Annotated in this window: 18 protein-coding genes and 1 pseudogene; 10 read left to right on the top strand and 9 right to left on the bottom strand. The window is 48.6% G+C overall.

Annotation, left to right across the window (positions count from 1 at the left end):
* Nucleotides 1-244, bottom strand: a 244-nt coding sequence (locus BZG83_RS11680; RefSeq protein WP_131825082.1) for an ATP-binding cassette domain-containing protein, incomplete at its 3' end; no start/stop codon positions are given.
* Between the two features lie 386 nt (nucleotides 245-630).
* On the opposite strand from BZG83_RS11680, the gene BZG83_RS11675 reads away from it, so the two are divergent.
* Nucleotides 631-4002: an STY4851/ECs_5259 family protein gene (locus BZG83_RS11675; RefSeq protein ID WP_131825081.1), complete on the top strand. Its 3372-nt coding sequence runs from the start codon at nucleotides 631-633 to the stop codon at nucleotides 4000-4002.
* 1 nt (nucleotide 4003) lies between these two features.
* Nucleotides 4004-10288 (top strand): DEAD/DEAH box helicase, encoded by a 6285-nt coding sequence (locus tag BZG83_RS11670; RefSeq protein WP_077480717.1) that lies wholly within the window; start codon nucleotides 4004-4006, stop codon nucleotides 10286-10288.
* 96 nt (nucleotides 10289-10384) lie between these two features.
* On the opposite strand, the gene BZG83_RS11665 is transcribed toward BZG83_RS11670, so the two are convergent.
* Nucleotides 10385-11875: a carboxypeptidase M32 gene (locus tag BZG83_RS11665; RefSeq protein WP_077480715.1), complete on the bottom strand. Its 1491-nt coding sequence runs from the start codon at nucleotides 11873-11875 to the stop codon at nucleotides 10385-10387.
* Between the two features lie 110 nt (nucleotides 11876-11985).
* On the opposite strand from BZG83_RS11665, the gene BZG83_RS11660 reads away from it, so the two are divergent.
* Nucleotides 11986-12558 (top strand): gamma-glutamylcyclotransferase family protein, encoded by a 573-nt coding sequence (locus BZG83_RS11660; protein ID WP_077480713.1) that lies wholly within the window; start codon nucleotides 11986-11988, stop codon nucleotides 12556-12558.
* A 116-nt stretch (nucleotides 12559-12674) separates the two neighbouring features.
* On the opposite strand, the gene BZG83_RS11655 is transcribed toward BZG83_RS11660, so the two are convergent.
* Both BZG83_RS11655 and BZG83_RS11650 read right to left on the bottom strand, forming a co-directional pair.
* Nucleotides 12675-13691, bottom strand: coding sequence for an OmpA family protein (locus tag BZG83_RS11655; protein ID WP_077480711.1), 1017 nt, complete (start codon nucleotides 13689-13691; stop codon nucleotides 12675-12677).
* Between the two features lie 218 nt (nucleotides 13692-13909).
* Entirely contained in the window at nucleotides 13910-14614 is a 705-nt protein-coding gene (locus BZG83_RS11650; RefSeq protein ID WP_069588488.1) for a DUF2786 domain-containing protein, read from the bottom strand.
* Nucleotides 14615-14789: 175 nt separating this feature from the next.
* Between BZG83_RS11650 and BZG83_RS11645 the strand changes: the two genes are divergently transcribed.
* The 4 genes from BZG83_RS11645 to BZG83_RS11630 all read left to right on the top strand — a co-directional run bounded on the left by BZG83_RS11645 (nucleotide 14790) and on the right by BZG83_RS11630 (nucleotide 19614).
* Nucleotides 14790-15716 carry a hypothetical protein gene (locus tag BZG83_RS11645; protein ID WP_077480709.1) on the top strand — a complete coding sequence of 309 codons (927 nt, stop codon included), beginning with the start codon at nucleotides 14790-14792 and terminating at the stop codon, nucleotides 15714-15716.
* 98 nt (nucleotides 15717-15814) lie between these two features.
* Nucleotides 15815-18214 (top strand): DNA polymerase II, encoded by a 2400-nt coding sequence (locus tag BZG83_RS11640; protein WP_443216373.1) that lies wholly within the window; start codon nucleotides 15815-15817, stop codon nucleotides 18212-18214.
* 59 nt (nucleotides 18215-18273) lie between these two features.
* Nucleotides 18274-18552 carry a DUF1289 domain-containing protein gene (locus BZG83_RS11635; protein WP_077457063.1) on the top strand — a complete coding sequence of 93 codons (279 nt, stop codon included), beginning with the start codon at nucleotides 18274-18276 and terminating at the stop codon, nucleotides 18550-18552.
* Between the two features lie 99 nt (nucleotides 18553-18651).
* Nucleotides 18652-19614 carry an ion channel gene (locus BZG83_RS11630; protein WP_077480705.1) on the top strand — a complete coding sequence of 321 codons (963 nt, stop codon included), beginning with the start codon at nucleotides 18652-18654 and terminating at the stop codon, nucleotides 19612-19614.
* Nucleotides 19615-19691: 77 nt separating this feature from the next.
* Here the strand turns inward: BZG83_RS11630 and BZG83_RS11625 are convergent, their stop codons facing one another.
* The 5 genes and pseudogenes from BZG83_RS11625 to BZG83_RS11605 form a co-directional block, all read right to left on the bottom strand.
* Nucleotides 19692-20417: a complement resistance protein TraT gene (locus BZG83_RS11625; RefSeq protein ID WP_077457073.1), complete on the bottom strand. Its 726-nt coding sequence runs from the start codon at nucleotides 20415-20417 to the stop codon at nucleotides 19692-19694.
* A gap of 221 nt (nucleotides 20418-20638) precedes the next feature.
* On the bottom strand, nucleotides 20639-20917 hold the full coding sequence (gene rplY / locus BZG83_RS11620) for a 50S ribosomal protein L25 (protein ID WP_069588543.1): 279 nt from the start codon (nucleotides 20915-20917) through the stop codon (nucleotides 20639-20641).
* A gap of 142 nt (nucleotides 20918-21059) precedes the next feature.
* Entirely contained in the window at nucleotides 21060-22862 is a 1803-nt protein-coding gene (locus BZG83_RS11615; RefSeq protein WP_077480703.1) for a DEAD/DEAH box helicase, read from the bottom strand.
* Between the two features lie 8 nt (nucleotides 22863-22870).
* Nucleotides 22871-23065 (bottom strand): annotated as a pseudogene (locus tag BZG83_RS11610) (DEAD/DEAH box helicase); the annotation flags it as partial.
* A 149-nt stretch (nucleotides 23066-23214) separates the two neighbouring features.
* Nucleotides 23215-23676 carry a GNAT family N-acetyltransferase gene (locus BZG83_RS11605; protein ID WP_077480701.1) on the bottom strand — a complete coding sequence of 154 codons (462 nt, stop codon included), beginning with the start codon at nucleotides 23674-23676 and terminating at the stop codon, nucleotides 23215-23217.
* Nucleotides 23677-23963: 287 nt separating this feature from the next.
* Between BZG83_RS11605 and rsuA the strand changes: the two genes are divergently transcribed.
* From rsuA to BZG83_RS11590, 3 genes are all read left to right on the top strand, one after another.
* On the top strand, nucleotides 23964-24659 hold the full coding sequence (rsuA, locus tag BZG83_RS11600; RefSeq protein WP_077480699.1) for a 16S rRNA pseudouridine(516) synthase RsuA: 696 nt from the start codon (nucleotides 23964-23966) through the stop codon (nucleotides 24657-24659).
* 214 nt (nucleotides 24660-24873) lie between these two features.
* The gene (locus BZG83_RS11595; protein WP_077480721.1) at nucleotides 24874-26151 is read left to right on the top strand and encodes a Bcr/CflA family multidrug efflux MFS transporter; all 1278 of its coding nucleotides are present in this window, start codon (nucleotides 24874-24876) and stop codon (nucleotides 26149-26151) included.
* Nucleotides 26148-26350: DUF2913 family protein (locus BZG83_RS11590; protein WP_131825080.1), on the top strand; the 203-nt coding region annotated here is incomplete at its 3' end. The genes BZG83_RS11595 and BZG83_RS11590, both read left to right, overlap by 4 nt.

The raw sequence follows: 26350 nt of genomic DNA, 5'->3' as shown, positions 1-26350 counted from the left end.
TCACTGAATACTGTTCGTAGGCAAATTGGTCTTGGCTCAGCTCGCCCAACGTCTGCCCTGGTGTGATAGAAACATTCCCTGCACTTGGGATGAGGGCACCGCTCATGATTTTCATCAGGGTCGATTTGCCACAGCCATTGGCACCGATTAACCCGTAGCGGTTTCCGTTACCAAATTTGGCAGAGATATTTTCGAATAGCGGTTCAGCACCAAACTGCATGGTGATATTGGCGATTGAAATCAAAAGAGTTTCCTAGCGAATATGCTCAACGAGGGCGCGTATCATCATACTCAAAACGGGAGATGCACGGCCAAGCGAGGAGGGTGTAAAGATAAATAAGACTGAGCGCGCATTGTACAGAAATGTGATGGGATTAACAGTCTATGCTGGATGAACATTCAATTAAGGGTTTCCCTACTAGCGGTCAGTGGACGCACAAGAGTGTGACTAAAAGACATTTTGAATACCTATTGTACATATTGTTGAGCGAAGTCTAACTAGTGATACAAAAAAAGATCTAATCTGAGGCAATTATGGATAGTTCTCTTTGGCTAGTTCGTTGGGTTTGAGGTTTGTAAGCTTTTTCAGCTAGGTAAAGACTGCTTATAGCTAATAGAAAGCTCCTATTTATGCTGCTTACAACTGGATTGATTGTTCAAATGGATATGAATACTTCCCGAATACATTCTGTGTTGGATCGAAAAAATCAAGAACACCACAAAACTTGGCTCTCGCAGTTTCAAAAAAGTCGAACGGGGATCCCTTTTGGGTCACCGCTCTATTGTTATCACCTGTCGCTCAATGAGTACCTAATCCTAAAAGAGGTACTGTCGAAAAGCTTTGAAGTGGTGAATAAAACGGTTTTTTCTCCTGAGTGGTGTGGCGCATTTGTACTTTATTGTTCTGAGTGGTTTCGTCGCGAATACAATCTCGAGTGGAGTTGGAACACTATTCACGAGACGCTAGGGTTTGAACTTTCACCACAACAGCGTTCAACCGTGGTTCAACGTGGCTTGAAACTGTGGGGACGCTCAGTTTCCCGCTACGAGAACTCTCAAGGGAACAACTATCTCGGATCCGTTTTCAGAGAAGGTGGATTACCAACCAAGCTACTCTCTGACGATCACAACGGCTATCAAGATGCTTTTTCAAAGATATTCGGTCGATACAGTGAGGCCAAGGAGCTAGGGCAGCATTCTGTTCGGCAGCTTATCCAATCCCGTATCCAACGTTTACCAGAGGCACTGCAAGGTGATGACTCTGTCGAACTATTCGCTGATATGCTCGATAAGCTCGATAGCCTAGTTTACCAGTTTGGGTTAGATGGGCAGTCGGTACCCGCAAACTATCTCGATATACATTGTCCGAACTGGCGTACTCAGTTCCCACTGCCACTGGAAGATGACATAGGTACGCGCTTTCTGAACAACTTATTGGTGATTGCATCTAACGAAGTTAAAAAGAAAGCGAAGAAGGAAGTCAAACTTGGCTGCGCGCACTATTTTTCATGGGACAACCAATCAATTCGCACCGAAGTCACCTTGCCACATAAGCAACTGTTCATGTTTACTCGAGAACAGTTAAGTGTTAGCAGAATTGATTTGGTGTTGTTTGAAGGTCAAAAGCTGCTTGCCAACCTTGGCACTGGTTATGCGCAGTTTGACGGGGAGCAGTGTCATGTTGTGATCCGAAAAACGCGAGCTGAAGTGAAAAGGGTTGACGCCAAACAAAGGCTTTCTCTTGTGGCCATGCAATCGGGTGAAAAGCTTGCTCAGGTATCAATAGGTGACAGCGAGCTGGATTGGGGCGAAGTGCCAGTTATCTTGAGTGAGGAAGATGGTGAATGGCGAGTGTTAGGGCAAGCCTCACTCTCAACCCACAAAAAACATGTTTACATATTGATCCCGGAAGAAGCGAAGACGGAAACGCTATCGGGTGAGCTTACTGACACTCCAAACCGTTTTTGTCGCTTAAAAGTTTGCCAAGTAACAGGAACATGTTTAATCACTCTACCCGGTGATGATACGTATCGTATCTCGACGGGGTGCGATGATCCGAAACATGTTGGCGTTATGCTAGAAAGCGATGTAATGACGTGGCAAACCAAGCCGGCTATGATTTTTCGTGGTTTAAGAGCCATCAACCATGCGGCTACCAGAGTAACTGGTGAAAGCTTGGATGTTTGTCTTGATGGAAAATCGGTCTCGCACTTAACTCGAGAGAATTTTCTTGGTAAACAGCGTTTAACCATCAAAAAGCACAGTGGTGAAGTGCTATTGCGAAAACAAGTTGGTGTGCTGCCCGCAGATTTTGATATTAGCTTTAAAAGTAGTGATACACCCAATACTGGCGTAATTATCATCACTACTGCCGCACCCAAGGTCTGTGCAATTAAAACTCCTGGGGTGATTCTTGAGAACATAGAGAAATCTGAAAAACAGGTTGCTTTGCACCTTCTAGCTAAAGGGACGCCGCCTTCTTCTGTCCAAGTTGACATCACGTTGAATATGCTTGGTGAGGCGATAACCTTTATCCTGCCTTTTCCTTCAAARGGTGCTGTCGCCTTTAATGCACATGGTAAACCTTTAGCACAAAGATTAACAGTGGATGACTTACTTGGCAGTCGACTACATCTGTTCTCTATGTCAGGTCAGGTGGCTCGCTATCAAATAGAAGCATCAAGCAATATTAAGGGGATAAAGCAAACCTCAGCTCCTTATTACCGCTGGCAATATGTGGTGAGCGATAAGCCTGTAGAAGTGAGCCTTTACGCGCTGAAAACCAGTCTACTGGAGTTGTTGTCGCTGAATAATCACTTGGATAGCACCGTTGATCTCGTCATTTCGGGTCCAGGAAAGACACTTCGTTTTTCCATCAGCCATTACTCATCAGTCATGGATTATGATCGGGAGAGAAATGTGGTTTATGCGCGTTCAAACCGACTCGCTGACACGCAGGCTCTTCGCCCTGCGTTGATGCACCTTACAGCACCAGAGCAAGCGCCAATCTATCTTGAAAGTCTTACTACTGAAGGTGTTTCAACAGGGGAGTTTGCCTTGCCTAATTACGTGACAGAAGGTGGTCCTTGGCTTGTAGTTCCTGCTTCGGACTCTGATGTTTTATTTCGGGCTAAATTTATCCCATGCATGGGTGAGCAAACAAATGACTGTGACGTAAAAACGTTACAAAAGGCATCTCGTATTTTTCACCCTTCATCTAATCCCAATGTGATTGCAGATGTGTTTCATCAAATGAAAACAGATTGGGGACACAGCGGTTGGCAGTACCTGCGCGATACATATAAGAACTACGGGCATCTTCCACTTTCAACGTTTGAAGTGTTCAAGTWTTTGGTGAGAGATACCAAAGCATTGGCTGTGGCATTGTTTCAGTTTGAATTGAACCCAGAGCTGATTTCGCGACTGGAAAGTGAGTTGCCAGTGTTTTGGCAGTTTGTACCCCTGGTGGATTGGCGGCATGCGATTCAGCTTCAAACCTCGATGCTGGAAGGTATGTGTTTACCAGCCGAAATCGTTGATGAGTTGATGGCTAAACAAATAACGAAGTTGGTTGACGCCATTCCTGCTTTGTCAGACGAAGTGGCTATTTTCTTAGAAACAGGCAAATTACCCCAACTTTGTCCGAGCGCTTTGATGGAGACTCTTGTTCATAACGAGTGGTATCAAGATCTTTTGCGCCAGAACGCAGAAAATAACAGTTGGCCAACCGAGTTTGGCGCTGATTTGAAACGCTGGTGCACACAGTCTGGCTTAATGCCGTTTGAAATTAAAACCAATGCCTGGTTCCACGATGGAGTTGTTTACCTGCCGGTTTTCGCTGCTGCTGTGGTAACAGAGCTTGTGCCTACCGAAGTATCTTCAACCTTTCGTGATTACGACTTGTTCCATTTAAGAAAATTACGTGACTTCGATTGTGCGTGGTTTGAACCCGTATTCCGCTGTTTTGTCTCCTATTTTTTGCTAAACCAAACAGGTAATTAGAATGACCCGTTATTTTTCTTCTCTCGTTGAGCAAGCTATTAGTCGTACTAAAGAATCAACATTGAGTATCTTGGGCGTAACTAATCCTAATCTTCGCAATCACCTCAGCGAAATCATGTCTTCTGATTGTGGCCAAGAGAGTGCATTTTTGGCACCACCGGTATTCGAGCATACCTTCGGCTGGGAGTTTGCAGACCCGAAGATGAGCGATCTGGCGGGGAATCTTCTGTCTGAAGCGGTTGTTGCTGCCCTGGATAGCAAAAAGAACGGGCGCTATCGATTTAGTGCAGATTTTCAACCTTTCCGCCATCAGCTCCGCAGTTGGGAACATCTCTTAAACGAGCACAAATCGCTAGTCGTGACATCAGGCACGGGTTCAGGCAAAACAGAGTGTTTCATGGTGCCGATCATTAATGATTTACACCGCGAATACGAAGATAAAGGAGAGACCTTGGTCGGTGTGAGGGCGCTATTTCTGTACCCCCTCAACGCACTCATTAATTCCCAAAAAGAGCGTTTGGATGCATGGACCAAACATTTTGATGATGGCATTCGTTATTGCCTTTACAACGGCAATACCGAGAACTCTAAGAACAAGATGCGTGGACAGCAAAAAGATCGTCCGAATGAAGTGCTTTCACGTGAATTAATGCGGGAAGCACCAGCGCCAATTTTGGTGACGAACGGCACCATGCTTGAATATATGATGGTTCGCCAAATTGACGCTCCGATCATTCAACGCTCGCGCGAAGAAAAGTCTTTGCGCTGGATTGTACTGGATGAAGCGCACACTTATGTTGGCTCCCAAGCTGCAGAGCTGGCGTTGCAGTTACGTCGTGTACTTCAAGCTTTTGATGTAGAAGCAAAGGATGTACGTTTTGTTGCTACATCAGCGACCATTGCCGACGAGGATGCGGAAAAACAGCTAAAGAACTACCTAGCTCATTTGGCGGGTGTGGAACCGAACCAGATTGAGGTTGTTGGCGGTAAGCGGAGCGTCCCTGACCTTCCTGAGTGCCCGAGCAACAACTATTCAATTGAAGAACTGCTTTCTATTGAGCCTGACGGTGAACCTACTACTGGTAAGACTAAGCAAGTGCCCGATGTCTCAAAGCGCCGATTTGATGCCCTTTGTGGAAACACAACGGCACTTGCCCTTCGATCCACATTAGTGGAAGCAAAGAAACCGCTGGATCTGAATGACATCAATACACAGTTATCTATTCGTCTGAATCGTCCTCTCTTTACGCAACAACAACTCCTTGAGTGGCTTGATATCGCATCGGGTACAAAAGCAAGCAGCAGCGGCGAAGCATTTTTAAAGTTACGCGCGCATTTCTTCCAGCGTATGACCCAGGGGCTTTGGGCTTGTATTGATGCTAATTGCGGATGTAAGAAAAACACACCGCTTGAAGACAACTGGTCATTTGGCTTTGTTTACGCGACACAACGTCAGCAGTGCGAGTGCGGAGCACCAGTACTTGAGTTGACCTTCTGCCAAGACTGTAATGAACCCCACCTGTTCGGCAAAATCTCCCGAAAAAATCAACTTCACCAATGGAACGCCAGCGCGGGGGATGAGTTTTCACTTCTCAATGAGACTTCCAGTGACGATGATGACTATGAGATCCAAGACTGTGAGACAACAAACAGCCCACACGTGTTTGCACGGCCGTTAGCAGATAAAAACGGTTACTGTGATGTACATGTAGGGAAATCTGGCGTTTATGGTTCGCTGGAAGGCGAACGCATCGGTTTGTCGCAATACTTTGGGGGCGAGGACAAAGATGGCCCTATGGGCGAGCATCGTTGTGTCGACTGTGGTTTTGAAGGCTATCGTGGCGCAATGCCTTTTCGCAGGGCAATGCTAGGTTCGCCATTTTATGTGGCTAACGCTGTTCCTACCTTGCTGGAGTATTGCCCGGACATCGACGTCGATAAAGACACTAAACTTGGCCCTCAGTCACGACCTGGCCGAGGCCGACGTCTGATTACCTTCACCGACAGTCGCCAAGGCACTGCGCGCATGGCAGTGCGTATGCAGCAAGAAGCTGAGCGCTCAAAGCTGAGAGGGCTGGTGTTCGATATTTTAAGAGATGCTCAGCTATCTCAACCTGCTCCAGAACAAGTGAATTCAGACGTTTCTCCAGAAGCATTGTTAATTAAAGCTCAAGAACTTCGTGCAATGGGGCTCTCGATTCATGCAGATGATCTAGAAGAAAAGGCAAAAGCGCTATCGGAAGGCAGCCAAACGCTATCAATCGTCGAAGTATCTTGGTCTGAAATGGTATCCAAATTATCTCAGAAGAGTGACGTGACCGAAAGCATGCTGGAATACAGCAAGTACCTGTCACCGGAGACGTTTAAGCAATCTGATGGTCCCCTGAAACTCGCTGAAATGCTGTTGTTTCGCGAGTTTTCCCGTCGCCCGAAACGACAGAACAGCTGTGAAACWCAAGGCCTAATTAAAGTTGGATACTCAGGTCTGAAGGCTATAAAGCGTATGCCTGAAAAATGGGAGCAGCATGGGTTAACACTCCAGGATTGGCTGGACTTCCTGAAAGTTGCCTTGGATTTTTATATCCGCGAGAACACCTACATGCTGCTGGAAGAAGATTGGAGAAAGTGGATTGGTAATCGCTTTTCCGCAAAACGCTTGAGAAACCCCGACTCGGAAGAGCAAGATGAGAACAGTGTGAAGAAATGGCCACTTGCAAGCCGAAACAGTATGAACCGATTGGTCAAGCTGCTTGCTTTAGGAAGTGGTGTGGATAAAGACTCGGTGATTGGCATTGACCTTATTGACAGTTGGCTGCGCGCGGCGTGGGGTGACCTCACATCAAGAAGCGTTGGTATTCTAAAAAATGATGGGAACAAGTTCTTTTTAAACAGAGAGCAGCTTACCTTCTCATTCACCGATAAAGTGTACGTTTGCTCGCGTACTCATAAGCTTCTCGATACGACCTTCAAGGGATTGACGCCATATTTACCGTTAAAGCTGGGTAACGATGGTTACACCTGCGTGGCAGTAGACTACCCACAGATTTGGGGGTTTGGAGACGACCAAGCTGATTTCGGTAAGGGTCTATTGCTTACCCGTCAGCAAGTCTCGGAGGATCCAAAGGTTCAGGCGTTAAGGGAGCAAAACTTATGGACGGATATCAACGACAGAGTCGTTGAAGGTGGTTTTTACTACCGTACCGCTGAACACTCTGCACAGCAGTCTGCTGAGCGTTTAGAGAAATATGAGGAGATGTTCAAGTCGGGTAAAATCAACGTACTTAACTGTTCTACAACCATGGAAATGGGGGTAGATATCGGTGGTATTTCTGCAGTCGTGATGAATAACGTACCGCCTCACCCAGCTAACTATTTACAGCGAGCGGGACGTGCGGGCCGGAGCAAAGAGTCACGCGCTATTTCCTACACGTTGTGTAAAGGAAACCCTCATGACCAGCAGGCGTTCAATGACCCTAAGTGGCCTTTTGAAACGTCGATCCCAGCTCCGTATGTCGCGTTTAACTCTTCACGCTTGGTCCAGCGTCATGTCAATTCCATGCTGCTTTCTGTGTTCCTGCGAGAACAGGTCGGAAATACAAAAACAGAGCGAACGTCGCTTAATTTGGAGTGGTTCTATCTTGCGTCAGGAGAGTCAATATCCGTCAGCGATAGATTTACAACATGGCTAAAGACAGGTGCAATTGCGTTAGAGAGGGAACTCCAAACCTTGGTGGCGGGAACCGTGCTGGCCTCCAGTTCAGTTACCAGCTTATTGGAACAAGCGTCGCTTATGATGCAAACGCTTTCCAAACGCTGGCTGGAAGAATACAAGCGACTTGAATCTGAGCAAGCGAGAGCTGAAGAGGGAAGCCCTTTTGCCTTTCGTCTCAAACAAGAACTGAACCGTTTATGTAAAGAGTATTTGCTTCGAGAACTGGCGGCGAAATCATTCTTACCAGGTTATGGCTTCCCAACTGATGTGGTCACGTTTAATAACACTAATATTGAAGACTTCAAGCGAGACAAGCTCGAAGGGAAGAAGAAAGAAGATGACAGGGAAGATAATGTCTCTCGAGCGCGGGGTTTACCAAGCCGAAACCTTGCGGTTGCCATTCGAGAGTATGCCCCCGGTGCAGAAGTTGTTCTGGATGGCCGAGTATTCCGTTCAGGTGGTGTTGCCCTTAACTGGCACAACATTTCTAAATCGGATGCAGTGGAGGCTCAAAAGTTTGATTTGGCCTGGCGCTGCAATCATTGCGGGCAGACCGGTTATCTAGATGGTGTCGCGATTGAACAAGATGATATCTATTGTGATAACGAAAAATGTGGCGAGAAGATAGACACGAAGAATCAGCGCAAGGTGCTTCAGCCAACAGGGTTCGTTACAGACTTCTATCACAGCCCTTCAAACGATATCTCGCAGCAGGCTTTTATCCCCGTTGAGACACCATGGATCTCTGTTTCTGGAACACAAAAGAACTTACCTAACCCTGATATGGGTTATATGGTTGCTAGCCCTGATGGGAGAGTCTTCAATCACACAGCAGGTGCATCTGGCAAAGGGTATGCACTGTGTATGTCATGCGGTCGCGCTGAGTCAATGACTTCTAGCGGCGAGTTTCCTAAACACTTCTCACCGTCCGTACCTCATGTTCCGTTGCAGGCAGGTAAGCTTGATGGTGAGGACCCTCGAGCCTCGTGTGGCGGTAGCACGACAATATTGAAAGATGTTCATTTGGGGAGTCACATAAAGACAGACGTTTTTGAGCTTGTTCTCAAGCATCCGCTTCGAAATGAGTTTATTGCAGACAATGAAGATGGGAGAACAGTTGCTACCACGCTTGCTGTGTCTCTTCGTGCTGCTCTTGCTGAGCTTCTTGGTGTTGCGGTTAATGAAATGGGTTATGCGGTTCGACCGATAATTCTACCCAATGGTGAAGCAGGTTTGGCCTTACAGCTCTTCGATATAATCAGTGGTGGTGCGGGTTTCGCTTCATCAGCACCAAAGCATATAGAGGCTTTACTGGCAAAGACAGTATCAAAGTTGAAGTGTCCAAAGTGCCAATCAGTTTGTGGTGACTGCCTACTAGAGACCGATTCAAGGCATGATGTTGAAAAACTCGACAGACTCGCTGCTTTAGACTGGCTTGAAGGGTTGGATCTATCGAACACGGGTCCAGAAGTGATTGATGGAGGGTCGTATAGTCCTTTTTCAGTGGCAGAGAATGTTGATCATTATGTTCAGAGGGGCTGTTCGAAGGTTGTTTTCTTACTCTCAGATAGCGTAAATGACTGGGATCTCTGCCATCCAGTTTTCAAGAAACAGCTAGCTAGCTTTGTTTTAAATGAAGATCGTGTTGTTAAGTTTATCTTACCTAAAAATATTGTTCTGGATGGAGAAACACAATCCGAACTGAATGCATATCGTGCAATGGGTGTTGAAGTAGAAGAAGCAGTTCTTAGCCCAGAAAACCTCGTTGCACAGATTGTTGACGATTCAGGCGTTGTATCTTTTGCCGCTCGGGACGCAGATGCACTTCGCGTACCTGGTCGATATTGGATGATGTCATCGGGCGCTTCAACTATTAGCAAAACACTAGCTTTAGTTGATTCTGTGCCCGTTGCTTTGGAGTTGGCAGAGTTCAATCAGCCTACTCAATATGGCGAAGCGGAAATCGTTAGCGAACTAAATGGTAAGTTAGACTCCTTTGGTGTTAGTTTCTGGCAGCATCTTTTATTAAATAACCCAGATCTGAAAACACTGATGCAGAATGATAATATTGAAGCGATTCAATATTCAGATAGATATCTTCAATCACCTGCTGCTCTGCTGTTCTTACGTCAAGTATTCTCTTCACTGACTAGCGTTATGAAGACAAGCCCAACTTTGACCATTGAAACGCTTTTCAGTGAGAAAGAACAAAATGCAAGATTTCTTCACCAGGATTGGTATCACAAGGATGATCAAAGGCTTGTTATGACAAGGGTCATTGAGCAAGCAACAGGTATTGCACCTGAAGTTGTCCTATTCGAAAACCGTAGCGATATTGCTCATCGCCGAATGCTGACCCTTGCTCTTAAATCCGGTAAGCGTGTAGTCATAAGGCTTGATCAGGGGTTTGGCTACTGGCGTTTGAAAATGACCGGCTGGCGAAACAAGCCGCTTCAATATAGTTTCAATGCTCATTGGACTGAGCAAGTTGAAATTATAGAGGAGTATGTCAAACACTTGGAAGTGTATAACAGTGAGAAATGGTCAACTGATATTAGTTTTCGTGTGGTTTGACGAACTCGTGTTGGCCATTTTTATGGGCTAAACGTAGAGGCAAACTAATTTAATAACGTCTACGTTTAGCCACTGGTTGCTCAAGTAAGCCTCGTGTTATATCAAATACCGCCCTTGAATATACTCGCGGAAGTGAGCGGGGTTGAGGGTTTCGCCGGTTGCATCTTTGAGTAAGTTATCGGTTGAGGTGGTGCTGGCGCGTTGCCAGATATGTTGAGACAACCAATCAAAAATCGGTGAAACATTGCCGCTGGCGATAATGCCGTCCACATCCATTTGCTGACGCATCGTTTGCATCAATTGCGCGGCATACAGCGCACCCAAGGTATAGGTCGGGAAGTAGCCAAAGCTGCCATCAGTCCAGTGAATATCTTGCATACAGCCGTTTTTATAGTTGCCAGCGGTGCTGAGGCCAAGGTATTGCTGCATGGCATGATCCCAACGGTCAGGGATATGATCGACCTCCATTTTGCCACTGATAAGATCGCGCTCAATGTCGTAGCGCAACATGATGTGTGCAGGATAGGTCACTTCGTCGGCATCAACACGGATATAGCCRGGTGAGACACGTGTGAGCACGCGGTGGAAGTTGTCTACATGGAAAGCCGGGTCGTCTTGGCGGTTAAAGGCTTGTTTGGCATGCTGACAAATCAAGGTGGCGAATGCCTCACTGCGGGCAAGCTGCATTTCACAGAACAAGCTTTGGCTCTCATGCACACCCATTGAGCGCGCTTTGCCAACCGGCAAGCTGGCAAGGTGTTTGGGTAGTCCTTGCTCATAGCGCGCATGCCCCGTTTCATGGATCACGCCCATTAATGCTGAGGTAAAGTCTTTCTCGTCATAGCGGGTGGTAATGCGTACATCGGTTGGCACGCCACCACAAAATGGATGAGTGCTGACGTCTAACCGACCATGTTCGAAGTCAAAACCCAGCAGCGCCATCATTTTCTCGCCTAAGGCTTTTTGCTGAGCCTCTGCAAAGGGGCCTTCGGGCAACCGTGTGGTTTGCTGGCTTTGCTTATCCACTACCGCTTGAATGGTGTCTGGTAGCCATGTTTTAAGCTCGCCAAACACTTCATCGATGCGGCTAGCGGTCATGTCTGGCTCGTAAAGATCCAGTAAAGCGTCATAGGGCGAGCAGTTTTTTTGATCGGCTCGGATGTGAGCTTCTTCGCGCGCGAGTGCCACTACTTCTTTAAGGTTTTTGGCGAAGCCGTCCCAGTCGTTATTTTGACGCTGCTGTCGCCAGGCGTGTTCACATTTGGCACCGGCTAAGGATTTGGCCTTCACTAAGGTGTCAGGGAGTACACTGGCATGTTGCCACTGACGCTTCATTTCTCTGAGGCTGGCCCGTTGGGCGTCATTGAGCCGGTCTTGTTGTTCATCCAACGCGCTAAACCAGTCATGCAGTTCATGCGTAGTGAGTTGCTGATGGGTATAGAGTGCCAATTCAGCCATGGCGTCGGCACGGGCTTGACTGCCTCCGCTGGGCATCATGGTGGCTTGATCCCAACCGCAGATTGCGGCAAGGTGCTGAAAATGCGACAGACGTTTGAAGTGAGCTTCCAGCTTATCTAGTTGTTCCATAATCACTTTCCTTGTTTACAACATTGCCGATATTTTGGCAACTTGGGTGAGAAAAGCAAGGCAAATGCTGGCGTTCTGTAAGGTGAACCTGATAAGGAGTTATTTGGGGAATGTACTTGTTTGGCTATGGCAGTTTAATGAATCCTGCTTCGCGCGCGTTGACCGGAGAGTCAGGGTGGGCGTGCCCGGTAACCGTATCGGGGTTGCAACGCTATTGGAGCAATGTCAGTGAAGCATTGATCTCTCCGTTAGTGGTATTGGAAGGAGACGGCGCGTGCAATGGCGTTTTGGTAAAGATCGCGCCAGACGCGTTGCCTGACTTTGATCGCCGCGAGGCAGGGTATCGACGTCTTTCGCTAGACGTGTCTCGTATTGCACTGCCGAAAGGGATTGCGCTTGAAGGGCCCGTGTACGTGTATGTGGCAGAGGATCGTGTCGCGCCTGATGTGCATAAACCGATCGCGCAGTCGTACATAGATACGGTCATGGCAGGCTGCTTACGCTATTCGTCTGATTTTGCGGCTGAATTTTTACACACCACTCAGGGGTGGGATGCGGCGTATTGTAATGATCGGGCACAGCCGCGTTATCCACGCGTCGCCGGCGTGAGCGATGAAGATAGGGTCATGATTGATGATTTGATGAAAACCCATCTCGGCCAGCATCCCGCTGAAGCGGTATAATTAGACTTACTAGCGAGCCACGTGCAACGTTATTTTGTTTAGATTGAATAAAACAAAGCCACCGCATGAACGGTGGCTTTGTTGATTAGGGGTTGTTCACCTTGTTACCAAGGGATTTATTGTACTTCGACGTAGACAAACTCAGGTGAGGTGACTTCAACGCGACGGTTTTTCGCGCGGCCGTCCACAGTGTCATTGCTAGCAATTGGCGTGGACTCACCTTTACCCATCACGGTTAAACGCTCGGCATCGATGCCCGCATCAACGAATACATCTGCTACCGCTTGTGCGCGACGCTCAGACAGTTTTTGGTTGTAGGCCGCTGGGCCTTTGCTGTCGGTGTGACCGATAATGGTCGCGGTCGCTTCTTCGTGCTGAAGTAGGCGATTGATCAGTGGTTGTAAGGAGGCAGCCGCTTGTGGAGAAAGGGTTGCTTCATCAAAGCCAAACAACTCGGTTTCGCCCGCTTCTGACAAGACGATGGTTTGTGGTTCCGCAACCATTTGTGGCTCTGGCGCCGGCTCAGCCATGACTGGCTCTTCAACCATAGGCTCAGGCATCGGCTCGCTGCTGGTGCGGCCGAAGTGGTAGGTCATACCCACGGTCACAAGGTTATTGTCAACACTTGAGAAGTAGCCGTCGTCCATATCATTAATGTGTTGGTATTCAAGACGTACGTTGATGTTATCGGTCGCTTGGTGATCCACACCGATCGCGCCCATCAATGACACGTCATCGCGATCACCGGCGCTGCTGTTCCAGTTCCACCATGCGCCACCGACTTTACCGTACAACGCGGTATCCGGTTTGAGATGGTAGGCAAATTTAGGGGCCAGTGTTAACGCAGTAAGGTCACCGGCAGCACCGAGTGTTGTTCCTGACTGGTCAAATGAGGTATCAAAACGGCCAAGGTAGTCATAGGTACCTTCTAGCGCGAACCAGTTATTGAAGTTATAACCGGTAACTACGCCTGCCGCTAGCTCTGAGTCGCCGCAGTTAGCGTCAGAGACACAGCTGTCTTCAAGGAATGAAGGACCCACACGGCCACCGAGGTATAGACCGCTATCTTGTTGTGCATAAGCCGCTGGTGCAACGGCTAAAAGCAGGCCTAGGCTTGTCACGACTTTTTTCATGCCACTGTCTCCTAAATAAGGATGATAAGGTATTATTGTTCGCATTAACTATGCGTTGTTATCCAGTCATTTTTGGAACGACCTTCACCCCTAGGCTAGATCTGGATAGTGGGTAACTCAATAGGAAAAAAGAGATTTAACCGAGATTTGACCCAGCCTGACGCAACTGTCTTAGGTATGCGTCAGGCTTGACCGTTGTCGGACAATTCGACAGGGAGTTAGCGTGATTTTGTCTGACTAGTGAGACGTTTTCGTTCGCCTTGTCCGCCCACAGGGCGACTTACAGATACTTGGCGTCCTTTCTTCATGCCTTTCTCGTAATCGTCGGTAATAGCGGCCATAGCGGCTTTTAGCTGTTGCTTGAAGGTTTCTCGATCAATGTTTTCGAACTCTTTGTCGATGTAGCTTTTAATCTTGTCATCGCTGTCACGTGCATCGAGCTGAGGCAGTTTCTCCAGCGCCCCTTCTAGCCAGCCGATAGTAAAAGACTGCACACGGCGCGACACTTCTTGGGTGCTGGTGCCCGAACCGGCAAAACTGTTGCGGAATTGGCCGATATGCTCATTCATCTCGCGATACACCACATCAAAGGCGAATGCGGCGAATATCGCGCGATCGGCATCACCAATAAATTCTGCTTGCTTTAAGCCTTTGTAGTTGATCAGCACACACTCCACGCCAAATCGACCATTGATACCGCGAATGATCTTCAGGATCGGTTCACTTACCGATGTAGGCAGCAGGGTTTCAGAGCGCGTTTTCCCCATGCTGATAAAGTCGATATCGTCTTGGTCGAGGCCATGTTTTCGCATCAGGCGCTCAGCCATCTTAATCGCCTGCGCTGCCTCATTGACGTTCGCTGAGTTACTTAACTCAAGGCATTTGGCGATTTTTTTGAGCGCTTTGCTTTTCGGATCTGACATGCATACTTCCCGAGAACGAACAAACGCGTATTGTATCGCGTCCGTCAATAACAACAAAGCCGTGTTGATGGATAAGAAGGCTTATTGTTCGGTCCTGCATAAAGGGAGGGGGTTGAAAGAAATATCGCGATGACGCGGTCTATGCAGGAGTAAGTGGTTATAAGGAGCCCCATTCATGGGCATGGTCAAGCAAATGAGTCTGTCGTTGCTGGTGTTAATGGTGATCACGGCCAATGGCTACCTTGTGCTGTGGAGCATGGCGGGTGGTCTGGATTCAGCGAGTTTTGTCGCGTTGTGGTTGGCTGGCGGCGCAATCATGGCATGGTTGACGGCGCGTTATCTCTCGAGCAACAAGACGAGCGTCTGTTCCGTTACAACCCATATGTATCCAGCACCGCCAAAACGCGCTGCGTCGCGACTGCCTGATTCACTCTTTTCTCAGCCTACTGATGTATGGCGTATGGCCGCGAGCTTGTTGCTTGCCGTCACATCCGCCTTGTTTGCATGCCGATATCTTGATTTAGGGACGTTGGCATTGATGGTGATGGCCGGCGTCCAAGGTGTGCACGGCCTGATGGCGACGGCAGAACGCAAAGGATTGCACTGGGGCGGCATGATGCTTTTGTTTGCTGGCGTGGGGTATTTATTTGCTCCCGGTATGTACGCCCCCAGCAGTTTAGGGTTGGGTTTGGCACTTGTCGCTGGATTGGCATGGCGTGACTATTGGCAGACGCTGTCTGAACAAACAGATCAGTACCCTAAACAACTCTGTGTTAGTTTTCGGTTGAGTGTTTTACTGGCAATTGCACTGTTAATTTTCGCGTTGCCCGGCTTAACCGTGACGATATCTGGCGCCATAGCGGCGATGATAGTTGGAGCCCTGACGGTGCTCGGGATAATTTATCCTTGGCAGTGGCTTTCTACACAGGTTTCTCTGCTGTGGAAGCATACGTTGTCGGTACTGGTGGTGATCGCCTTAGTTGGTGTGGTGTGGTTGGACGATGGTCAGATGATGAACATGCGTTTAGCCAGTGCGGCTTGTGTGGCCTTTATCGGCGTCATCTTGATGGGAGCGACGCCGCGTGAACAGGTACGAGGTTAAATATATGGCGTGATGAGCAATAAGTTAAACTGTTTATCTATACAGTGCTTTTGTCGGTTTGTTACACTCTCAGTATGATTTCTTGGGTTAGATGCTAAATAGTGGCTTTATCGACAACGTCTCAGCCGTATGTTCAAAAAGGGTTCGTTATTACGCGCCAACAACGTGATCGGGGCGAGTCGAGTACCATCGTGCTGTGGCTCTCTACACCTGATGGACCGGTAAAACTCTGTATTGAGAATCAACAAAGCGTTTTTTTTATTCCTCAAGAAGAGCAACAACGCGCACAAGCACTGCTTCCTTCTATCGATCCGCACGCCTACTGCAAAACCGTCCCGTTGGCGACCTTTCAACATATTCCTTTGGTCGCCTGTTACTTCAGTACCGTCAAACGCGCCCAAGAAGGGCAACGTGTATTAAGTGGTGCTGCCATTCCGCTCTATGAAGGGGATTTGCGTCTTGCGGATCGCTATCTAATGGAGCGCTATATATGCGGCAGCTTGCTGTTTACCGGCAATGCGCGTCAGCGAGCAGGTTACCTCGAAGTGACGCAAGGTAAAGCAAAGGCGCAGGCGTATACGCCACAGTTACGCCATGTATCACTGGATATTGAATGCTCAGAAAAAGGCCAGCTGTACTCGATTGGCTTGGACAGTGACATGGATAGCCGCGTGATTATGGTCGGGGCGCCACAACCCGATGCCCCCGCATGGATAGAATGGGTTAGCGACGAAGTCTCCTTATTATCGGCGCTTGAGCGCTGGTTTACCACCTATGATCCTGATGTGGTGGTGGGATGGAACGTGATTGATTTTGATTTCCGTTTGCTGGTCAAGCGCGCGCAGCGTCACCAAAAGTCACTCCGTATTGGCCGCGGCGGTGAAACTGCCTATTGGCGAGAAGGAAATGCCAATAAGTCTGGTTTTATTAGCTTGGCAGGACGTGTGGTCATTGATGGGATTGATGCGCTGAAAACGGCGACCTATGGCTTTCGCTCTTGGGCGCTTGAGTCAGTCGCGCAAACGCTGCTTGGTGAGGGAAAGGCCATCGACGATCCGCATGATCGGATGGCGTCTATCAATCGCATGTTTCATCACGATAAAGTCGCGCTCGCCACCTATAACTTGCAAGACTGCCGATTGGTTAATCGCATCTTTGCCCATACGCATTTGCTTGATTTTATGATTGAGCGCTCGCGTCTCACCGGTGTCGAGCTAGATCGGGTCGGAGGCTCTGTTGCTGCGTTTACCAACTTGTATCTCCCGCGCTTACATCGCTCGGGGTATGTGGCGCCTAATTTGGCCAGCGATGGTTGGATTGCAAGCCCTGGCGGCTATGTAATGGACTCTAAACCCGGCCTTTATCATTCGGTACTGGTGTTGGATTTTAAGTCGCTGTACCCGTCTATTATTCGCACGTTTTTGATTGATCCGCTAGGGCTGGTTGAAGGCTTAAAGTCACAACAAGCAGGCGAAGAGCACGATATTGTGCCCGGCTTTCGCGGTGGTGTGTTTCACCGAGAAAAGCATTACTTGCCGGCATTGATTGATGATTTATGGCAAGCGCGCGATCGCGCTAAAAAAGCCGGAGAAAAAGCCTTCTCACAAGCGATAAAAATCATCATGAACTCATTTTATGGGGTGCTAGGATCGTCAGGGTGTCGTTTCTTTGATCACCGACTGGCGTCGTCGATTACGATGCGGGGTCATGAGATTATGAAAACCACTCGTGAACTGATTGAGGCACAAGGCTATGAAGTGATCTATGGCGATACAGACTCGACCTTTGTGTCCTTGGGCGGTGATAAGGCGAGTGAGGACGCTGATGCTATTGGTCAATCGCTGGTTGATCACGTTAATAGCTGGTGGCGCCAGCACTTACGAGAAACTTATGATCTCGAATCGGCGCTAGAAATTGAGTATGAAACCCATTATCAGCGTTTTTTGATGCCCACCATTCGCGGCCAAGAAACCGGTAGCAAAAAGCGATATGCAGGTCGCGTCGTGGATAGAGAATCGGGTCACGCTGAGATCGTGTTTAAAGGCTTGGAGACGGTGAGAACCGATTGGACACCGCTTGCACAGCAATTCCAGCAACAGCTCTATCAACGCGTCTTCGATGGTGAAGAGGTGGACGAGTTTATTCGTGAGCTGGTGACCAGCACCAGCAAAGGCGAGCACGATGAACGCTTAGTGTACCGTAAGCGGCTTCGTCGTCCGTTATCGGAATATCAAAAGAATGTGCCTCCCCATGTGCGCGCGGCACGCTTAGCTGATAGCGAAAATCATCAACGTGGGCGCGCTCAGCAGTATCAACGCGGTGGCTGGATTGAATACGTGATCACCGTTAATGGCCCCGAACCCCTTGCTTACCGGCGTAGCCCGATTGATTATCAGCATTATATTGATAAGCAACTTAAGCCTATTGCCGATGGTATTTTGCCGTTTATTGGTAAAGAGTTTGATACCTTAGCCTTGCCACAATTAGGCTTGTTTTAACCAAACTTGCATTTCTGCCCAGTGCCCGCTTGAATGAATAGACGAGCAGGGAGGTAGATGTGGAACAACTGGATTTCTTCGAGGTGCCAAGTCCATGCAAAGGCATCTGCGAAGTGAACAACAAAGGCTATTGCAAGGGGTGTTTTCGCAGTCGCGAAGAACGCTTTCATTGGTTTGAATTAACCAATGAACAAAAACGCAATGTTGTTCGCCTCTGCCATCAGCGTTATGAGCGCATCATGCGTGCCAAGCGTAAACAGATGCGCGATGCTGCCTTAAATACCCAACCGATCCCGCAACAACCCTCATTGTTTGATGATGAGGACCCCACCCAGTAAGCATTCAGCGCACCTTCTCTTTCTCGCTTTGATTTTTTCACTGGCCACGAGTGGCGCCATTACCGAGTGTTTCTAAACTTAGGTAAGGAGGGCGAGGGCATGCGCAGTCAAACTTGTTCATTTAAAAGCAGTAAAGGCTGGTGTTGCGATCAGCCAGCCGGACAGTCCGGGCTATGCTATTGGCATGATCCGGACATTGATAAGTGTGGTCATGACGTAAAAGCAGACGTGGAAAAATGGGCGGCATCAGGAAAACCGCTTGATGGCTTTCAACTTGCCCGAACCGACCTAACAGACATTGATTTAGTGAACCGAGGAAGTCGCGAAGGCTACTCGTGCCAAGGCGCGGATTTTTATCGAGCGAACATGGCTGAAGCGCATTGCTTTGGATTGGATTTACGCGGCGCCTCATTAATGAAAGCCAACTTGCTACGCGCGAATTTAAACTGTGCGCGGCTAGATGGCAGCAACTTGTTAGGCGCAGATCTGGCTCGTGCAGGCCTTGAGAATGTGGACTGGGGAAAAGAGCTCAAGCAAGAACGACTGGCCTACAAAGAGCGTGATCCGGCAAGGCGAAAATCGCTATTTCAAGAGTCCGAAGAAGTCTGCCGAAACGTGCGTAAACAATGCGAAAAGCAGGGGTTATTTGAAGTCGCTGGGTATTTTTTTAAAAAAGAGATGCGGTTTCGGCGCTACCAAATGCCCAAGTTGAGTTTTCGACGTTGGCTTTCCAAGATTGTCGATCTCTTTTGCGGCTATGGTGAAGACCCACTGCGCGTGGTGGTATTTTCTGTTCTGGTGATTGTATCGTGTGCGCTGGCGTATTTTGCCCTTGGCACCACACAAAGCAATCCCATCTATCCAGATGTGACTGGCTGGCAGAGATACTTTTATGAATTGTTGAACGCCGTATATTTTAGTGTTGTCACCTTTACCACCCTCGGTTACGGTGATATATCGCCGCACGGCGTGGCGCGTTTTATTGCCGCCTTTGAAGCGTTTCTTGGCAGCTTTACGATGGCGCTATTTGTTGTCGTATTTGTCAAAAAGATGACGAGATAAAAGCGCGGTGGTGTGTACTATATAGAAATATGTTGATTAGGATAAAAGCGCGCCTCGGCGAAGCGCGCTTAGTTACTTTATAGAAGTCCACTAATTGATTGTACTAAGCCTTGCTTCAACACAGGCTCAGCCTCAGCAAACTCTAGGTTAACTTTATTGGCAGTGGAAAGAACACGTGTTTGATATCGTTTCCATTGTGTTTCTTGGGTTGATGTTACGACCTTCTTACTGTTCGTGCCTTGCGCGAGTTGAGAGTCAAGCGCTTCAGTCACAACGACACCCGCAGAGGCGCGCTCTGAGATTTGTAGGTCGGTAATCATTGAATAATAAACGTCCTCAACCAACGCATCAGCAACCAAGCCAATGGCCGCACCTGCGAGAGATGTTGCACCTCGGCCTGAACCGCCGCCAAATTGAGCACCAACAAGGGCGCCACCAACGGCGCTTCCAAAGCCCTGAGATAGGAAGTTTTCGCTATCACGCAGATCCGATTTACCGACTTGCAGAATATTCGCTTGGATCATGTAGTGAGCTTTATCTGGATTGTCGAGGACTTTATATCCGCGGCTTTCAATATTCGCTTTAATATCAGACTTAATATCGAGATTAGGCTTATCGGAAGTATTGCGAATTTGTAAGAACACGGTGCGTTTTGAAGGAGCCACTGGGTCTAAAAAGACGGTGTTACTCATTTTGGTTTGCACATCAAGGTTACGTTTTTTAACGAGAGTATTGGTGGCTGAGCAGCCCGTTAACATTAACGCCAAGGACATAAATGCAACAACAAAAATGCTTTTTTTCATGGTGGGATATAACATGTGTATTAAAAGGGAGGCTAAGTTAATCAACTTAATAGTCAAATTGGAATGCTGTTATCACGTTCATTCTCCCTTTTTTGATCTAGGTCTCCATTTATGACATTTTCATGACATGTAAATCTTACTTTTGCGCTAGGTCATGAATGCTCGGGATAAAAAAAAGACGCCCGTGGGCGCCTTTTATCACATCATTATTCGCTGAGGAATTAGATGCGGATGAAGTCCATGTGTTCAACTTTTGGCTTGAACGGGTGACGTTGGATGTCTTGTGGCTTCACTTTAACTTCTTGGCCATCGATAACCAGGATGATGCCTTCGTAGAACTCAGGCTTGTCCATTTGGTTAACAACAACTGGGTGGTCAAGTGCGATAGATACAGGCTCTTGGTTACCACCGTAAACGATAGCAGGGAATTTCTTCTGATGACGCAGGCGGCGGCTCGCACCTTTACCTTTCTCTGCGCGTACTTCAGCTTCGAATTTCATCATAATCAATAACTCTCTTTTAGAGTGAAAATACAGTACTGAGCGTAGCGACCTAACTCAATACCCAAAAACGAGCGCGGATAGTAGCACTGCTTGGGGGGTAAAACAAGCCATAACGCGCAGGATGGCGCAATCGCGTGCGTTAGAGGTCGGCGTCGGCGAATTGTTGACCGCGACTTTGGGCAAGCAGTGCATCAAGGCGATCTTGAGAAAGAAAGTCATCAACATCAAAAATCTTTTGGCGTAAGTGCCAAAAACGTCCTTGCTTGCGTGCGACGATAAAGTCCGGTGCCCGAAACCTGTGTTGTGCCGCTGCAATTTTGGTTGCGGCCGTATCGGTAAAGGGACGGTGTCTATCGACCAAATGAGGGCGGACAAAGCGTGCTAGCACATCCTGCTTTTGTTTCTTAGTGGCAAGCGGCCATATTTCATGAAGATCTGTTCCCTCACTGGTGTGATAGGTCACTTTCAACTGTGGTTTTTGATAACGGTTTTTTCCTGCAGTGAGTGACAGATCCACACAGGCCATCACCAGTGCGTCTTTGAGTTTAAGTGCTTCACGGAGCTTTTTGTCCGGATCGACCAATGGCTTGTCACATTGATGACAGCGCCGCGCGGCGATATCGTTATCGGCACCGCATTCATCGCAGAATTTGGCGCGAAAACGGTAACCACATATTTCGCGTTCACCGTCGTCGTCTTCAAAGTACCCTTGGCATTGACGGCCATAATGCTCAATCAAAAAGCCATTGTCGTCGAGTTTCCCCCAAAAGCTGTTATTAAATCCACACGCAGGACAAGGGACGGTAACGAGTTCACTGTCGCTGTCTGGTTTTGGCATGCCGATTTCGGGTTGATACAAGTCGTAGACGTTACCGGCATAATCGAGGATTAAACAGTCTTTTTTCCCGGGCGAAAGGCGCAAGCCACGGCCAGCAATTTGTTGATACAAACTCACTGATTCGGTTGGACGTAAAATGGCAATCAAATCGACGTGAGGGGCATCAAACCCCGTGGTTAGAACAGAGACATTGACCAAGTATTTGAGCTGTTTTTGCTTAAAGGCTTGGATCAGTGCATCGCGTTCAGGGCCGGGTGTATCACCAATAATCAAGGCGGATTCTTGTGGCGGCAGTAGCGCGAGCACTTCCTTCGCGTGGCTGACGGTTGCGGCAAAAATCATGACGCCCTGACGCTGCTTGGCATAGGACATTACTTGCTCAATGATTTGCGGCGTCGCGCGTGGTGTATTGGCCACGACCTTCTCTAGATCGGCTTCACGATAGTAACCGTTGGCGGTGCGAGAGACTTGCGAAAAGTCGTAACTGAGAAGGGGTGCATCCAGCACATGAGCGGGGGTTAAAAATCCTTCATCGAGCAAATGGCTAATCGGCAGCTCGAAGACACAGTCACGAAAAAAGCGCGTTTCAGTGGTGCGGACTTTTCCGCTGGTGTGATACTGATAAATCCAGCCTTGGCCCAGTCGATAGGGGGTTGCGGTGAGTCCCAACACTTTTAATCCGGCATTCACGTTTTGTAAATGGCTAATCACACGGCGATAACTGCTATCTTGATTGTCAGGCACGCGGTGGCACTCGTCGATAACTAGCAGCGAAAACTGATCCGCGAATGCTTCCAAGTTGCGTACCACCGATTGTACCGAGGCAAACACCACTTTTTCGTGTGATTCTTTGCGTCCCAGCCCTGCGGAGAAGATGCCTCCGGTTAGCCCATATCCTTCATACTTAGCATGATTTTGTTCCACGAGCTCTTTCACATGGGCGAGTACGAGAACGCGCCCTTTCGCGATGCGAGCAAGCTCTGCGATCACCAAGCTTTTGCCAGCACCGGTGGGGAGTACGGCGACGGCAGGTGTGCTGTGACGACGAAAATAATGAAGCACACCTTTGACGGCGTCAGACTGATACGGACGAAGGGTATACATAATAANGCATGATTTTGTGCCACGAGCTCTTTCACATGGGCGAGTACGAGAACGCGCCCTTTCGCGATGCGAGCAAGCTCTGCGATCACCAAGCTTTTGCCAGCACCGGTGGGGAGTACGGCGACGGCAGGTGTGCTGTGACGACGAAAATAATGAAGCACACCTTTGACGGCGTCAGACTGATACGGACGAAGGGTATACATAATAATCAGTAATCAACGTTACTCTCAGTGTGTGGGGAAACCACCAAAAGCGTTGGCGGTTTTCGGGATTGGCGATAAATGTGTTCCACAAAAAACGGCCCTTTTGAGGCCGTTTAATTTTACTGACTTATGGAGCGAGGTACAGGACTTTACAGGCGCTTTGACATAATGCAATGCTGACGGCGAGGTTGGTAATCAAATTGCTCATAAAACAAGCGGGCACCTTTGTTACCAATGTTGACCTCGAGGATCACCGCGACACAGTCATGCTGCTTGGCGGTTGCTTCAACTAAGGGGATCACTTGGGAACCGACACCTTGGCGCCGCCAGTTTTGTGCGATAAAAAACTGATCAATCACGCCCACGCTGCCACCATTTTCAACGCTAAAGCTGTACACCAAGACCAAGTAGCCAATGGTCTCGCACTCGCCATTATGCTCAACATCAATCAGAAATACAGCCCCACGCTCTGGATGTGAGAGTAGCGTTTTAAACGCCGTTTCTACAGGCTCGCGATCGAAGGGAAGCGCTTCATGCTCGTGCTGCGCGCGCGACATGGCGATTAGCGTTTCAAAAGCATTAGCGTCCGGCTGGCGAAGAGAAACAATCATAGTGTTACCTTATTTATCACTGATTAGTCGAGAGACGCCAGTATCATACCCAGTCATTGAATAGGCTCAATCGCCACAACGTGTTGCATTGGCACGATGTGACGGACTCGTCGTCTCGATAAAAAGCCTGCGTGAGGCCTTGCATCTAATTTGTGGATTGGCGATAGCATGAGACAAGTTTATGTCACGGCCGTTCAGTATGCAGGTCAATCCATTGAAACTTGATCTGTGTCTTACTGCCTATGTGACGTATAATCGCCGCAAATACAGGTGTAACGAGCAGTCACATGCGATTAGATAAGTTTTTATGTGAGACCTTAGGGGTGACGCGAAAGCAAGCCGCACGCGTTCTGAAAAGTGAAGTGATTACCGTCAACGGTGAGGTAATCAAATCTGGCGCCGTTAAAATCAGCGACGATGCTGAGGTTGAGTTTGAAGGCCAGCGACTGATGCTGTCTGGGCCGCGTTACTTTATGATGCACAAACCCGCGGGTGTGGTGTGTTCCCATGAAGATGCGTTTAACCCCACGGTATTTGTGCTTTTAGAAGAAGTGAATGCGGAAAAACTGCATATCGCTGGCCGATTAGACGCTGACACAACAGGCTTGTTGTTGTTAACCGACGATGGGCAGTGGTCACACCGTATCACTTCACCCAAGCATAAATGCGATAAAACCTATCGTGTATGGCTAGCGGATCCACTTGCCGATGATGTCGCCGCTCAGTTTGAGCAGGGTGTTATGTTACGCGGTGAAAAAGAAGAGACCTTACCAGCGACGCTCGAAAAAGTGGATGAGTGCGAGGTGCTGCTGACTATTCAAGAAGGGAAGTACCATCAGGTGAAGCGCATGTTTGCTGCGGTGGGTAACCGTGTTGAGGCATTGCACCGTGAGTCTGTTGGGCCGTTATGCTTGGACGAATCCCTTGAGCCGGGCGAATATCGTCCATTGACCGCTGATGAAGTGGCCATGTTTATCAAATAAAAGCACGCCCTAGGCATTCCGTTATCCGCTCAGTGATGAAAAATGGGGTGTCTTTTTTAGGAGTCTGTCAGTCAGGCTCCTTTATATTTCCGCCGAAGACTGTTTTTTTGTTGCGAGAGAGACAATCTGCGCCCAGATTTCATGCTGGGTGTCGTTGCTTATTGCGCTATGCAATAACAACAAAAAGAAAGACATTCTTTCCCGCACAGAAACAATAAACTGTTACAATTCGATCTACCTCACGTTATTTCCTGTTGCTCTGTCTTTCACGTTAAGGAGTGTTATGTCGCAATCATCGGCTGTCACGGCGTCACCGACACAACTCAGTTGGCTTTTGATTATCATTTTGGGCGCGATCGCGGCGCTGACACCTCTTGCCATCGATATGTACTTGCCTGCGATGCCAGCCATCGCTGGCGATTTGGGGGCACCCAATAGTGCAGTGAAGTCGACCCTAGTGGCATATACGGCCGGATTTGCGATTGGCCAGCTCTTTCACGGACCAATCTCCGACAGCTATGGACGCAAGCCGGTAATGCTTGGCGGGGTGATGCTGTTTTTTATCTGCGCTGTCGTCAGTGCGCTCGCCGAAGACATCAACGTATTGATGCTGGCTCGCTCTACCCAAGGCTTTGCTGGAGCCGCGGCCGCCGTGATCATTCAAGCCTTGGTGCGTGATATGTTCGAGCGTGAAGAGTTTGCACGCACCATGTCATTTATCACCTTGGTGATGACCATTGCACCGCTTGCTGCTCCCATGATTGGCGGCTATTTGCTGACGTGGTTCGATTGGCGTGCGATTTTTTGGGTATTGGCCGGCTGGGCGTGTTTTGTGATGGTCTGTATTGTGGTGAAAATTCCCGAGACCTTGCCCCAAAATCATCGTCCGCCGCTGCGTATCGGTGCTTCGCTGCGTAACTATGCGCGTATGCTGAAAACGCCGTTTGCGGTCGGTATGATCTTTTGCTCTGGCTTCTCTTTTGCTGGCATGTTCTCGTTTCTTACCGCCGGCTCGTTTGTCTATATCGACTATTACGGCGTCAGTGCCAAGGCATTTGGTTATCTGTTTGGCCTTAACATTGTTTGCTTGATCATCATGACCTTTTTGAATGGTCGGCTGGTGCGCAAAATGGGCTCTCACTGGATGTTGCGTTTCGGCTTGGCGATTCAGCTGGTTGCCGGTATCGCGATTGCAGTCTGTCAGTGGTTAGACCTTGGTCTTTGGGGAACCGTGATCCCCGTGATGACTTACGTCGGTGTGATTTCGACTATCGGCAGTAACAGCATGGCTTGTTTACTGTCTTGTTATCCCCAAATGGCCGGTACCGCATCGTCGCTGGCAGGGACGATGCGCTTTGGTATTGGCTCGTTAGTCGGGGCTGGGGTAGCGGTCGTCTCTGATGGCACGCCGTGGGGGATGATTGGCGCTATCGCGATTTGTGCGATACTCTCTGCCGCTTTCTATTGGTTACTCGCGCGAAAAGAACCATGAGTTACGTGACCCATATCCAGACGGTAGTGAATACCGCGTTTGCAGACATTGAAGCCGCTATTGCGGCGCGAAAACTCGTTGATGCTCCCGCTGCTCGAGAAGCGTTTTTAGGACGTTGGGTGGCACAAGCGGCCAAAAAACAGCGCTTCCATCACAGTGTGAAAGCCGATCTACAACGTTGGGTGCAGCGTGCCCGTAG

This window comes from Salinivibrio sp. PR919 (assembly GCF_001995355.1).
In the GTDB taxonomy this organism is placed as follows: domain Bacteria; phylum Pseudomonadota; class Gammaproteobacteria; order Enterobacterales; family Vibrionaceae; genus Salinivibrio; species Salinivibrio proteolyticus.
Note: the sequence above shows the minus strand (reverse complement) of the source record. Positions and strands in the feature narration are given on the sequence as shown.

What these genes read in the sequence shown, in the direction of transcription:
- BZG83_RS11655 (WP_077480711.1), bottom strand. Translation starts at nt 13,691, where the DNA reads ATGAAAAAAGTCGTGACAAGCCTAGGCCTGCTTTTAGCCGTTGCACCA.
- BZG83_RS11645 (WP_077480709.1), top strand. Translation starts at nt 14,790, where the DNA reads ATGGGCATGGTCAAGCAAATGAGTCTGTCGTTGCTGGTGTTAATGGTG.
- BZG83_RS11650 (WP_069588488.1), bottom strand. Translation starts at nt 14,614, where the DNA reads ATGTCAGATCCGAAAAGCAAAGCGCTCAAAAAAATCGCCAAATGCCTT.
- BZG83_RS11615 (WP_077480703.1), bottom strand. Translation starts at nt 22,862, where the DNA reads ATGTATACCCTTCGTCCGTATCAGTCTGACGCCGTCAAAGGTGTGCTT.
- BZG83_RS11660 (WP_077480713.1), top strand. Translation starts at nt 11,986, where the DNA reads ATGTACTTGTTTGGCTATGGCAGTTTAATGAATCCTGCTTCGCGCGCG.
- BZG83_RS11630 (WP_077480705.1), top strand. Translation starts at nt 18,652, where the DNA reads ATGCGCAGTCAAACTTGTTCATTTAAAAGCAGTAAAGGCTGGTGTTGC.
- BZG83_RS11605 (WP_077480701.1), bottom strand. Translation starts at nt 23,676, where the DNA reads ATGATTGTTTCTCTTCGCCAGCCGGACGCTAATGCTTTTGAAACGCTA.
- BZG83_RS11625 (WP_077457073.1), bottom strand. Translation starts at nt 20,417, where the DNA reads ATGAAAAAAAGCATTTTTGTTGTTGCATTTATGTCCTTGGCGTTAATG.
- rsuA (WP_077480699.1), top strand. Translation starts at nt 23,964, where the DNA reads ATGCGATTAGATAAGTTTTTATGTGAGACCTTAGGGGTGACGCGAAAG.
- rplY (WP_069588543.1), bottom strand. Translation starts at nt 20,917, where the DNA reads ATGAAATTCGAAGCTGAAGTACGCGCAGAGAAAGGTAAAGGTGCGAGC.